The sequence below is a fragment of the Prevotella sp. P3-92 genome, assembly GCF_002251205.1.
In the GTDB taxonomy this organism is placed as follows: Bacteria; Bacteroidota; Bacteroidia; order Bacteroidales; family Bacteroidaceae; genus Prevotella.
The window spans coordinates 95,780-109,589 of sequence record NZ_NPJE01000056.1 but is presented as its reverse complement, the minus strand read 5'-3'; the positions used below and the strand labels follow the sequence as shown (position 1 = coordinate 109,589).

The following is a 13,810-nucleotide window of genomic DNA, read 5'->3' as shown; positions in this document are numbered from 1 at the left end:
AAGATGAACATCACGACGCTCCATAATAACAGCTATTCTTATCTACGGCAGACCAACGAAATCGTTCAGGGTGTCGTAGATGACAGCCGTTATGCCTGGACGTTTACGCCTCCGAGTGAATTTTCCTCGATGCCAGAGGTCTATATGTTCATCATTGCCACGACAGAGCAATGCAATCTCCGCTGCACCTATTGCTGTTACTCAGGCGAGTATAAGGGCAACCATAGCCACAACAGCCGGACACTATGTGAGGGCGACATTCAAGCCATCTACGACTTCATCGACAAGACGGCAAACACAAAGCCTATACGCATTTCGTTCTATGGAGGCGAGCCTCTCGTTAACTATCCTCTAGTTCAGTATGCCATACAAGCAGGACAGCAACGATGGGAAGACGATGTGACCTTCTCTGTTTCCACCAATGGCACGCTGTTGACAGAAGAACGCATTGATTGGTTGGTAAACAATGGTGTGGAACTTGCCATCTCCATTGACGGCACACAGCCATTCCACGATGCACACAGAGTGGATGCCAAAGGCAATGGCTCATACACCAAGGTACGGAATGCTTTGGCGTATCTGCATAGCAACACATTCAATCAGTACCCTAAGGTCGTATTGATGATGACATTGCCATCAGTTTCAATGCTGATACCCATTGCGCAAGCATGGCATGAAGACGAGGTGTTGCAGCATTATGCACCCACCCACATCAGCGGATTGACCCCAAACTTCTTACAAGGAGTAGCAAAAGAAGATTGGGAAACGCTGAAGACACAATACATCCAGCTTCTCGATGCTTACGAGCAGCATCCCGAATGGTCGGTACTTCAGACATTCTTTGATGAGATTGTCGCTTATTGGAAGAACAGACCAGTGTTTGAAGTCTCGGAAAGCACACCTCTCTCCACCTGTATGCCCGTCAACACCAAACTGTACATTGATGCCAATCTCCAGTTGGCGGTATGTGAGAAGTTCAACGACCGCTTCCGCATTGGTAGCATCAACGTTGGCATTGACTGGCAGAAAGCCAATGAGATGATCAAGGAGTATTACCGCAAGCGTGAGAACCGATGTACCTATTGTCCGGCAGTCAGAATGTGCAATATGTGCCTGACCTCTATCGAATACACAGATGACCTATGGGACTTCCTTTGCCACAACGAAAGGCTCTACCATCAGTTACACATGTTCCTGTTCTGCGAAATGGCAGAGCGCGGTATGCTCACAAAGCCATCCGTCCCCACATTGCAGTCTGATCATATCACGCTGAATGAAATAGGAGAAAACGACATCTCTGCACTGAGAATCATATTCTCAGATGCAGATACCCAACGATACCTGCCTGATCTCTGTGACATTGCCCAAACAGACGACGACATCAAACAGATACTGATGTCCTTCCATACTTATCTGTCAAAGAACGAAGGCATCCTTTGGGGAATCAGGAAGCACGACACCCTTATCGGTTTCGTTGCCACAATAGACTTGTCAACCAATCCCACCATCTTCTTCGCCATGCACCCCAAGTACAGAAATCAAGGTTACATGCAAGAAAGCGTGAGATTGGCCACTCAATATATATGTGACACAAAGCTCACCAACGAACTTCATACCGAAGTGGATTTGAATAACATTGCTTCTCAAAAGGTGTTGGAACGTTGTGGGTATAAAGTCAAGGAAGAACAGACGCTCAGCTTCTTGTACTTCTATCAGAACAATAACACTGAGTTACAAACTTCCTGAATACAGATGTGAAGATGACAGTGTAAATAAGTGTGCATAATTGTAATACAAATCAAAAACGCTTAATTTTGCATCAGAAATAAGAAAAATCAAGATAATATATGAGTACATTTATTTTTCATGCACATGACATAAGAGGCGCAAGCGGTTCTATGTTGGTTAGAGGACGGTTGTTGTCTGGTTTTATTAAGCCAAGGCAATCGGTTAGACTATTAGGGAAAAATGGTGGTGATAATATTGCGTCTGTAATAAGTTTCAATAAATCTCAAAACGGATTTGATGTCCTAGTACTGGATGCATTTTATAATGATAATCCTTATTATTGTAATGGATTATGGGTTGTTGGCATTAATTCTGGAGAATTTACCTTTATCGTTAACGATATTTTTGAAATAGCTGGACGGGGTACTGTTGTAACAGGTGAGGTGTCGTCAGGAAATGTCAAAGTTGGTGACACACTCTCTTTGTTGACTCATAACGGTAGAAATACACCTGTCGTGGTTTCTGGTATTGAGTTTTTTAGACAGTTAGTTGACGAAGCTAAAAAAGGAGATAATGTGGGGATTCTTTTAAGAGGTATCAAGAAGACTGATATCAATATCAGCGATATGTTATGTACACCTCAAACTGTCATCACACCCATATATGTTGATAATGTGCAAAATGTGACGAATTCAGCTTCTTTAGGGAAGAAGAAAGCATTATTAATTGGAAATTGCGATTATAAGCCCACAAAATTGAAAAATTGCATAAATGATGCTAATGCTCTTGGAGAGAAACTGAAGGCAATGGGGTTTGATATCAAAATAATACGTAACGCGACAAAGAGAGAAATTGACGAAGGTCTGAATGATTTTTGTCGTATGTCACACAATGCAGAAGTGGGCTATGTGTTTTATTCGGGTCACGGATTACAATACAATGGTGAAAACTATCTAGTACCTATTGATGCCGACTTAAATTCGCCTTCAGATATTGACTACAATTGTAACAAAGCATCGTATATTCTATCAAAACTTGAAGACGCTAATTGTAATCTGAAAGTCTTGGTTTTAGATGCTTGTAGAGTCAATCCTTTTACACGTAGTTGGTATAAAGGTGATTCTTATAAAGGTCTTGGGGTAATGAATGGACCTAAGGGTACAATTATTGCTTACGCAACCAGTCCAAACGAGGTCGCTTATGACAGAACTGACAGTATCGCATCTAATAGTCCTTATACTATTGGACTTTTGAAGATGTTGGAAATAAAGGATATCGATATAGTTTCCTATTTCAATAAGGTTTCTTCGTATGTTTATGAAATAACAAAAATGCAGCAAAATCCATGGTTCGCGTGTAGTGCTTTGACAGGTGAATTCCGTTTTTCACAAAAATCTTTTGCAGAAACAGATTGCAATAAACAAAGTGAAACCAATCGTGTCAATATGACTTCAAAATATGACATGTATTTGATAGACTGTGGTCCAGCAAAATTACTTGTCGCTAAAGTTCTTATGGAAAAACTTGGGTTAAATATTCCAGAAGCAAAACGCCTTGTTGACAACACCCCAGTATTAATCGCAAGCAAAATTGATAGATATTCTACGGAAATATTAAAAGATTCACTTGAAGAGTATCAAGCTGTGATTGAAATCAGAGAATCTATATAAAAGAAATTGTTAAATAAAATAATTATATATTATGCCTATAGCAGATACAATATCATCAATAGTTGCCAACAGACAAAATGAAATTGCTCATAAATACAATTCATGCTGGCAAGGTGTAGAGAAAATTATCACATTTGCAGAGAAGCTAAATACAGTAATTAAAAGTGATAATTGGAAGATCCTACTGAGGAATTACCCTGAGTTTAAAGCAGAATGGGAAGAAATCAAGGATGATGTCATAGAGTATATTAAGTCGGTTCGTCAAAATGTTGGTGTACTCAATGACAAGACCTATGAGCCTAAAGGTTATTTTGAAGCCATAGCAAATAAGATAGCAAAGGATGAAATTGAAGTATGTATAACTGGACCTGTAAGTACCGGGAAAAGTGTATTTCTAAGAGCCCTTACAGGAGCTCCTGAGACTGTCATACCTTCTGGTAAAGGTAAAACAACTGCTGCTAGAACCATCTTTTGTAATTCCAACGATAAAAGTGCTATTATAAAATTCTTATCTACTGAAGAATTTAATAAGATTATTAATGAATATGTTCTGCAACTCAACAAAGAGCTTCAAAGGCAAAATAAGTCACAATTTCCTTTGTGGGATTTCTCAAAATGCACTTTGAGGGAGTTCTGTACAAAGATAAAAGCTCACTCATCATACAACTCTCATAATTTTGGAAAGTCAACAATTAGCGGAGTTGATACGATTGTGACTGCAGATAAATATTTTGAGACTTTTACATTCTATATTGACAATTGTTCTCATTATGCATCTTATCTTGACCATGTAGATGAGCCGTTAACCGAATCCCAAATCAATGAAGGTAAATTAGTTCCTTATGTAAGTTACAAGAAAAGTACAGATTACACGGGGGAACCCTATTGTCGTGCCTTAGCAGTACGTGAAGCAATTGTAAACTGGCCTCTTAGAACAGTGAATGATGAGGATTTAGGCTCAATTAGGTTAGTTGATACAATGGGGATTGGCGAGGCAAAGTTTTGTGTCGAGGAAGATTTGCTTAAAATAGTCAGAGAGCATGCTGACCTCGCTGTTGCATTATGTCGTATTTTGTCTGATAATGACAATGCCGAGAATATTAATAATTCTTGTTTTATTAAAGTCTTGTCGAAAATCAGAGATCGCAAAATGGAAGACTGGGTTTACTACCTATGTAATAAGGAAGACAATGCTCACATTACAGATGATACAGTTGAGTCTTTCCAAAAACAGATTTGGAAGGAAATGCAAGGCAATGCAGATCATTTTATATTAAATGAGGATTACTGGGATTCTATTAATTTCATTGAAAAAGGACGTGAGAATTCTACAGCAATAGTAGATTATTTTGTCAATGTAGTTTTGGGCAATTTGGAAAACAACATTTCTAACGTTGACAATTATTTCTTAGTGAAACTTCAAGAAGAATATGAAAATTGCATCAATGGACAAAACAAAATCCTAAAGAGCTTGAAATCATGTCTTAATGTATTACCTTCATTCTCAGATATAGACAAAACAAAGAAAATTGACGAACAGGTTGATACTATTATTACAGAATTGAATCAAAGACTGAAGGATTTTAGAGCAGAACTCTTTGAAAAAGATGCCATTCTCTGTAAACAGATAATAAATTCTGTTAGACCGATTCTAAAAGACCCTGAAGTTTTCAGTGTATATGGTATTAAGGATGTTCAGTATCATGTTAAAGCAGCGTTCGACAATCTGTTCAAGAATGCATTATTGGCCATTAATGAGCTTATCATTTCGTCAGAATCACTTGACATCAAATGGATTGATATCAAAAAAGAGGTCATTAATAAAGCTGTTGTAAATTCCAATTTGGATAAATCCACTGCAGAGAAAAGAATAGAACAAGCAGGAAGTTTTTTTGAAGATTACTTAAATAAGAGTTGTCAAGCAATTGCTACAAATATCAAACGCATTAAGACTAACCTTAATGTTGATGACCCGAAACACTCATGCAACTATACAGGAAGAGAACTTGAGTTTTTTATTCATACTAGAGAACAACTATACGAGGCTATATGGGATAAAATGTCCTTGGCATCTGAGCAAGTTGGAATAACAGACAAAGATGTTACAGATGTTAAAGAGTCTTTGTGTGTAGTTGTAAGGGATATAATGAAAAAGCATAATATTTTTGTTACATCAGAAGAAAAACCAATTACGTGGATGCAGGACTTTACAAATCAGATTCAATCAGACGCATTTGGTTCAGCCATTCAGGATTTTTTAGATTCTGTTATAGACCTTCCATCAATCGTTGATGACCAAACAGGCAAGGAACTAAGGAGGAATCTTCTTAACGTCTCACTAATATATACAGACGAGTTTACTGCAGCAAAGAGTATATGGAATTCTCTTTGTATGTTAGATATTATTCTTCGCAATGATCTCTTACACAAATATGAGAAAACATTCCAAGAATACAATGTTTATGTTAATCTAGTTACTCCATTATTTGACAATGTTTTCTGTACAGACCAAAATGATTATGGCAAATTTATGTCTGAACCGTACAAAGAATTCAAGGCTTATATCAAGAATGTTGTAACAGAGAACTATGAGAAAGAAGATACTGCGAAATGCGCAGATGTAGCACATTTATTCAGAGAACTTTGTAAACAATAAGTTATTATGGAACAAGATATTTTTGAGGAATGGGGAGAAGAAGCAAACACCTCTTCTACAACAGCGAATAACACAAATAACAGTTCGCAATCGAACCCCAATAATAGTAATAACAATGGTGATAGAAAAAACAGGGATATGCCACCTCATCAAGACTCCGATCTTGGTGAGGCTCCTGACTATCCTGCTATCTATTTTGTCTATAACTATGAAACGCAAAAACTCGAAGTACGTGACAGACGCGGAAAGATAAAGCAGGAAATACCTATTTTGACAATTAACGGTACTAACGGTGAAAGTGCATATACTTTATGGCTAAAAGACCATCAAGGTTCTATCGTTGATTTCATGGAGTCTCTAAAAGGGGCTAATGGGAAGAATGGGAAAAATGCCTATGAGGAATGGAAGGAATGGCAAGGACCTGATGCGGATGTTTCTCTTGAGGCATATTGGAATTATTTTAAAGGCGAAAACGGGAAAAGTGCTTTCGAATTATGGAAAGAAGTACATGGGGAGAAAGTTGGTTCTACTCCTGATGACTTCTTTGAATACCTCAAAGGACAGAATGGAAAGGATGCCTTTGAAGTATGGCAGGATCTTGGTTACAAAAATAGCACTCGCGAAGATTTCTTTAAGTGGATTGCCAGCCTTGTGAAGACCCAAAAAGGTGAGGATGGTAAGGTATTCTATCCCCACTTTGATGGGTTTACCATATATTTCACAGAGGACTTAGAAGGCAAAGGTACTCACATAGCCGAAAAGGATATTCGTGGCAAAGATGGTCGTACATTTGAACCTGTATTTAATGGTACAGAGTTGCATTTTGATGATAAAGAAGGGCATAAAACTGATCCTGTTGATTTGAGAGGTAAGGATGCTTTTGAATTATGGAAGGAGTATCATCATAAGCCAGATGCTAAGTACGAAGAGTTTGAGGAATACTTCAAAGGACAAAATGTCACTGCAAAACATTCCTATCTAAATATCAAAGATTTCACATGTCCTGTCCAGACTATTGATACAGATCTTATTGCCAATGTCCTTGACTCTGGAACAAGTCCTGATAAACTAGTCCAGTTAAGGCAAGAAGACATTGATAAACTTCGTAATGAAGGGAATAAGCGAAGAGAAATTATAATTAAAGGAGTTAAAGTACCCTATTTTTTCTTGAACGGTTCTTATATATATGAGAACTGGGCTGGATGGTTTAAGGAATTCTCTTGGTGGTGTGCAGGTGCTGACCGAGGTTTGCTCCGAATGTGCCCTGGAGACCATTCTAAATATACCGGTATTGGTACAGTTATTCTTTTTACTGCACTAATGGCCTGGTTCTCTAGTTTCATTGCAATGCTTTTAGTGTTAGGGGTTAGAGATGAGTATCTACTTTCGCTTGATATTGAAAAAACATCTGCGGCAGCAGGCTTTGCAACTTTTTGGGGGCTGATGATTTTCTTTCTTGATAGGTTTATTACCAATACTATGTATTCAGATGGAAAGGTTTCTATCAGTAAAGATGAATTTTTCGGAGGCTTACCTCGTATCCTTATTGCAATCTTTTTGGGCATAGTAATTTCTGCCCCTCTAGAGTTACGAATCTTTAAAACTTCTATTGAACAACAAATTGTTGTAGATAGACAGAAAGAAACAGAAGTGTTTGAGATAGATTGTAGAAGAAAGGCATATTTGAGCCTTAGTAATCATATTCATAATTTAAAAAATACTATTGACAGGGATTCTGTTTCCATCGAAAAGTTTGAAACAGAATTATCAAAACTAAAAGATGACTATCCAAAGCAGAGTGATTATAAAACAAACAGGAACAATTACAATGGTGATGGTAATGGCAATTGGGTTTTTGCAGGACAGACAGAGGTTAATGATGTTAAAGCTTACAATGAAGCTATTAAAATCTGGAATGAAAAACATCCGGAATACAATAATACGAACAAACTAAAAATAGCACTACGAGATAAAAGAGAAAAAGACAAGCTAAAACTTGACTCTTTAACTAAGAATTTAAATGATACAATCACAAAAATCGTAAAACACGAATCTGAAAAATTTGTCTGCAAACAAGATACGGGTTTGTTAAGACGATTATCTACATTGCATAGTTTAGCGATGAATGGTTATGTACCATTGTTCTCTTCCGAACAGACAAATATTGATTCCACTACAGTGAATGTTTATACAGATTCTTTATCCACCACTTCTGCGGCTCTTAACATATTTAAACAATCGAACTATGAATTATTTGACTGGGGACTGAAAATATCATTGTCCTTAATCTGTTTTGTAATACTATTTTTTGTATTCGGCGCTAGATTGTCTATGGAGAAAAAAAATTTGTTTATAATATCAGCAGCTTTTATAGTAGGTATTTTTGTAGGATGTAACTATGAGTTAATACATAGTCTGCTATATTACTTATCTACACCTATAGGTTTAATCATGTTACTTTTTATTCTCATAGATATTTCTCCTGTACTATATAAGATGATGCTAGCAGATGGCGTATATGACAATTATCTACATCAAGAGAAACTCCTTGCTCAGGATAAAATACGATTGAGTCTTGCAAGGATGTTGAGAAACATCGAGAAGGGAGAACTTAAATCACTCTCACCATTCATTATGGGAAAAATGTATCGAAAACTTATGAAATTCTCAACTTCTAAAGATGGTTTGTATAATGGTCAAGACAAAGACTACAAACAACATATTCAGTGGGAAAATGCTGGTGGGCTTAATGATGACATTAAGAAAACAAATAAAGAAGTGTTTGATGTTGTTTTGGATTACAAGAAACGCATTATACTCGCTTCTTATGCAGCATGGTATAGAGATATGAGAGATGCCATGATTGGTAAGAAAGATGACGAGGAAGGAAGTAAGATTACTCCTAATGCGCAGCTACACGAGAAAGATACTCAACAAGAGCATACAGATAATAATGAAGAGGCAAAAAACGATAGTGAAACTCAGCAAAATGATGGAACAAACAATGGTTCTGAGTCATCCTCTCAAGAAAATTCATCTGACGAGAAATGAAGATTGAAAAAAAACATATAATAGAAGGTGCTACAGCAATTAGCATTTGGATATTTCCATGGTTAATTGTCTTGATAATTATCTCCTTTTATCAAGAGCAGATATATTTGGAGCCATTCATGAAGAATGGTTCCAAATACCTGATACTATTTTTATGTACATTTTATATTATTTCTTCAATATTCTCATTTATGGGTTTTGTCCTACCGATATTTAAAGGCAAAGATTTGTCTGCATTGTTTTTTATTGACAGGCCTCAATATAAAGAGCATTTTTCATCTAATGGTCGAAGATTGCTGGATAAGGCAAAAGATGACAAGATACTACTTTCTGCATCAATAATTACTATTAGGGATTTCCTAAATCAATATTATGAAATGTCAATGAGGTATCTTTTAGTCAAATATATTCCGTCTTTGGGACAGTTGCGGAAATATCCTTATGAATCACTTTGTATGATGCTAAACGCACAAAAGGAGATTCAAGGGTTAGACACTGATAAGTACTATAACTTCGATTTGATTATTAAAACGTGTCTTAAAGAGGAATAAATAATATGGAAATATCAGAGCCTGTGTTCGATAGATTATCTTTTGAACACTACATCAGATTGGAAGATTCTTATAAATACAATATTTTATTGTTATGTAGGATTGAAGGAAACACGGTCAGATATGGGTATTGGGCAAATATCATGAATAGAGTTCGTTACATATTTTTAAATGGGATGAATGAAAGGAATAACATATTACAGCATTGGACAAATATGCTTTTATGTCTATCTCGTTATATGTCCCAAAACCAAACTCTACTAAAAGTATTTGCTGTGATATTGGTACTTATTATTGTAGCTTTTTGCAGTCATCCCATCACTATTCTGGGCTGGATATCTTTCTTTGTGTTGATTTGGTATATAGTTTTTCTTCTACTACAGATTGAGGTTGATAATCATGAAGTGCTAGTATTTGAATTTGTGAATGAGAACAACAAGGTAGCAGGAGACAAATGTTTTAGATTCTTCTCAAAATATGACCGTGCGTCTAAGTTGGATTTTCTCATCGAACTTACAAAACGAACTTCGATTAATAGCGTTGAAGATCCTCATCGTTTCAACGATATTTTAAAAAAAATAAGAGATTGCACGGAATCAAATTTACCATTCTTCAAGGTCGTAATGACTTTTACCGTAGAAGATAATAACAGCATTAAATTAATACAACTATGATAGAACAATTTAAGGACAATTTGATAGCAGGTATTCAAACAGCTCCGGTACTATTTATACCTCATTATCATTTTACATATATAGATGAAATTATAGAATCAATACTATCTCCTAAAGAGAAAAAGTATTTTAATCTAAATATGGATTCTATATTAGAGTATAGCCTTGCCAATGGTCCAATAAATTTCAAGACAAAGAAAGCTATATCAGATTCGTTCAGTGATGGGTTATCTGGTTATATTAAGGAAATCATAACTCCTAAACCTGCTCCCGAAGACGCGACTGTAAAAGACAGAAGGATAGTAAAAGACGTACACCAAATCTTCTTGTTTAAAAACATACATAGTGAACTAACTGATGCAAAGACCCAGTACTTATTGCAGTCATTCGTTGAAAAATATGAGAGAGGAGAAGTAAACAATTTAAGAACCATTATAATAGTATCAAATTGTTTTGTTTCAGAACTACCCAAGGAGATTTCACGACTCTTCACGGTGGTGCATGTGCCTACTCCAGACCAAAACGACATAGAGGAAGAACTTGGCATTTCTGATTCAAAGATTCCCGAAAACTTGTGGTGCAGAAAAAGCAAATATGAAGTCAATGGATATATATTTGGCAAAAGTTTCTTTGCTGACGAGAAGGCTTTTAAGCATAACAGGAAGCAATTGGTAAGTGCTTTACATGGTATGCAATTGTATGATATTAGAAAAGTACTAACTACCATTCAGAAATTAGAGGATGAAATAAATCCAAGATATGAACATTCTCACTGTTCTTTAGCTGAACATATCTTAAGAGAGAAACGTCAGTTGGTTAACAATTCAAGTCTGTTAGACGTAATAGACCTTCAACCTGATCAAAAAGACAGAATTGGCAATATTGACAGTCTAAAACAGTTTATTTATAAGCAAGCTCAGGTCATTGATAATATATCAAACTATCCTCAAAATTTGCCTAAGCCTAAGGGAGTTTTGTTAGTAGGACCTCCTGGTTGTGGTAAATCAGAAACAGTCAAATCAATTGCGGCAATCTTTGATAAAACGTTGCTTAGATTAGATTTGGGCAAACTGATGGGGAAGTATGTGGGTGAAAGTGAACATAATTTGATAGAAGCCATAAGAACGGCAGAGGCTGCGCAGCCTTGTGTCTTGTGGATTGACGAGATAGAAAAAGCATTTGCGGGTTTTGGGAATAGTGATCAGAACAATGATATAACCATCACACGAATGGTGGGGTATTTCCTAACATGGATGCAAGAAAGAAAAAGCCTTGTTTATCTTGTTGCTACAGCGAATGACTTGTCCTGTCTTAGACCTGAACTTTTGAGAAAGGGACGATGGGATGAAATATTCTATCTGTCCTATCCTGACGCAAAAGGAGCAAATGAGATATTCCGAAAATGCTTGAAAAAATACGGTCTTTATCTAATGGATGGTAAAGATGAAGTCATTACCATTTCTGGTCAAATTAAAAATGAGAGTAAAATAAATGTTCTATGCGAAAAAATGTCGAGTTCGAATTTTAGTGGAGCAGAAATCGACAGTTTAATAGTTCAAGCATTTAATGAGGATTGGAATTTGTCAGACAACAAGACAGTGAAGTATTTAACAGTTTTGAAGTTAATAGATAAGGTTGCTGACAACAAGTCCAAATCCGAGGAAGAGAGTCTAAAAAAGACGATAGATGATATAGTTCTCGATTACAAGATTGCATCTTGTCAAAAGAATCTACCAAAAGAATCAGACATGAGAGAACTTTTGTCAAGAAAGTATAAGAAGAAAACTTCTGAACAGCTAATATCGGATTATAAATCAAAAGGTTACATATCTGCATCATGAAATATAATGAATTTACAAAGATAGAGGATATAATTTCTTTAATCAATAGCGATTGGGATTCTTTTAAACAAGATTTGGTTAATCAGAAAATCAAATCATGGGTTTCTGAACATAAAAGTAGAAATGATATATCTATGGCTATTGAAGAACAACTTCACGAGGATTGGGGGACGCTATATCCCTTTCTCTCAACATTGAGGATTTTTGAAGAATTCAAACAAATGGATAGAGATATTTCCGATAGGTTTCTTCATGAATTCAGGGAAAAACACTATTCGGATATTGAAGAAGAATATCGTATGTTTAGGTTAAGAAACAACAACGTTGACAAAATGTTTGGGAGTAAAGGGTCGTCTTCAAAACCGATTGTAGGGTTTCTTTTGGCCTCAGATGATGATATTGAGCCAAGTGTTTATGTTTTATACGATGGTATAAATACTTTTGGTTCTGGTAGCCATCCAGAAGATTCTACATTCCAACAAATTGTCACAAAGGAAAGATTGCTAAGAAACAAACATTTTACGATAGAAGTCTCAAAGCTGATGGAACCCAAGTTACATGTAATCGAAGGTGATGCTTTTAGGTTTGAGTCTAATGGTCACTTTAGATCTGGTGTTGTGGATTACAGGTCACATTTAGTTTTGGGAAGTCTTCATTTAAGGATTTTAGAAAATTTCAATTAATTATGATTAGTATATTTATCAATGAATTCACCAATCTGGTTCATGTTTACGATGGAACAGAATTAAGAAAAACTTTTGAGTATCAAGACGATTCTTTTCTCAAAGAGTGGAATACCTTTCAAATAGTGTATATATCAAAGAGAGATTCTTCTACTGATATTTTTGATAATCATTATAAGAAGGATTGGGTTAGCAGATTTGAAAAGTCGATTAAAGTTGAGGGGAAACTGTATCTGTGGTTTATGTCTAATGACATGTGTTTTGTACCTCTAAATAATATTGATGAAGCAAAGACAAGTTATCAGTTGAAGCAAGATACACATGTTTTTGTAGGAGGAACTGTAGATGGTAATTACAAACATTATACCTATAATGATTTTTATCAAGTTCTTATTCAGTTGTATTGCCATAATAACGAGGAAAAAGAGTGCACAGATATTAGAGACTGTCTATTGGGTATCACAGAACAGATAAACGCATTATCAAACAAAGTGACTTCTATTATAGAAGAGTTGAATAATAGTAATGATAAAGCCGAGGTTGAATCCTTAAAAGACGAATTGTCAAAGTATAGAAATGACTTCTATTTTAAATCAGTACAACGCCAAGGTCTTGATGCCATGATTGAAATATTGGAAAGCATGTGCACATTATTATACAACTCCCGTTCTAAAGGTACTGAGGTGACATGTGCTATTGAACATGGAGTAGAGTTAATTAAACGTGCATTACAAAAAAACTTCAAGATAAAATTTGTTACTTCTTCTGATGGCGACATATATAATGAAGAAAGGATGGTGGCCTATCCTACCGAATCAATACAAACCAATGATGACCAGTTAAGTGGCCATGTTGCAAAGTCTGTGTCACCAGCCATTTATTGGACTCTTCCTCGCATCAATTCTTCAGATGTGGATTTCTTATACAAAGAGGAGACAGTAATTCTATACATGTAA

9 protein-coding genes are annotated in these 13,810 nt (G+C 35.9%); all 9 read left to right on the top strand.

Annotated features, from left to right (window positions below; all coding sequences use genetic code 11):
* The first annotated feature begins 3 nt into the window (after nucleotides 1-3).
* The 9 genes from CIK93_RS08115 to CIK93_RS08075 all read left to right on the top strand — a co-directional run bounded on the left by CIK93_RS08115 (nucleotide 4) and on the right by CIK93_RS08075 (nucleotide 13,810).
* Nucleotides 4-1,746 carry a GNAT family N-acetyltransferase gene (locus CIK93_RS08115; RefSeq protein WP_094399521.1) on the top strand — a complete coding sequence of 581 codons (1,743 nt, stop codon included), beginning with the start codon at nucleotides 4-6 and terminating at the stop codon, nucleotides 1,744-1,746.
* A gap of 101 nt (nucleotides 1,747-1,847) precedes the next feature.
* On the top strand, nucleotides 1,848-3,398 hold the full coding sequence (locus CIK93_RS08110) for a ribosomal protein L7/L12 (protein WP_094399519.1): 1,551 nt from the start codon (nucleotides 1,848-1,850) through the stop codon (nucleotides 3,396-3,398).
* A 31-nt stretch (nucleotides 3,399-3,429) separates the two neighbouring features.
* Nucleotides 3,430-6,054, top strand: coding sequence for a hypothetical protein (locus tag CIK93_RS08105; protein WP_094399517.1), 2,625 nt, complete (start codon nucleotides 3,430-3,432; stop codon nucleotides 6,052-6,054).
* 6 nt (nucleotides 6,055-6,060) lie between these two features.
* Nucleotides 6,061-9,105, top strand: coding sequence for a DUF4407 domain-containing protein (locus CIK93_RS08100; RefSeq protein ID WP_094399515.1), 3,045 nt, complete (start codon nucleotides 6,061-6,063; stop codon nucleotides 9,103-9,105).
* A complete protein-coding gene (locus CIK93_RS08095) occupies nucleotides 9,102-9,656 on the top strand; it encodes a hypothetical protein (RefSeq protein ID WP_094399513.1) in 555 nt (184 codons plus the stop codon). Before CIK93_RS08100 ends, CIK93_RS08095 begins: the two co-directional genes overlap by 4 nt.
* 5 nt (nucleotides 9,657-9,661) lie before the next feature.
* Nucleotides 9,662-10,330, top strand: coding sequence for a hypothetical protein (locus CIK93_RS08090; RefSeq protein ID WP_094399511.1), 669 nt, complete (start codon nucleotides 9,662-9,664; stop codon nucleotides 10,328-10,330).
* Complete coding sequence (locus CIK93_RS08085; RefSeq protein WP_094399509.1) at nucleotides 10,327-12,171, top strand: AAA family ATPase; 1,845 nt, start codon at nucleotides 10,327-10,329, stop codon at nucleotides 12,169-12,171. Before CIK93_RS08090 ends, CIK93_RS08085 begins: the two co-directional genes overlap by 4 nt.
* Nucleotides 12,168-12,854, top strand: coding sequence for a hypothetical protein (locus CIK93_RS08080; protein WP_094399507.1), 687 nt, complete (start codon nucleotides 12,168-12,170; stop codon nucleotides 12,852-12,854). The genes CIK93_RS08085 and CIK93_RS08080 overlap by 4 nt, the downstream gene beginning before the upstream one ends.
* Nucleotides 12,855-12,856: 2 nt before the next feature.
* Nucleotides 12,857-13,810 carry a hypothetical protein gene (locus CIK93_RS08075; protein ID WP_094399505.1) on the top strand — a complete coding sequence of 318 codons (954 nt, stop codon included), beginning with the start codon at nucleotides 12,857-12,859 and terminating at the stop codon, nucleotides 13,808-13,810.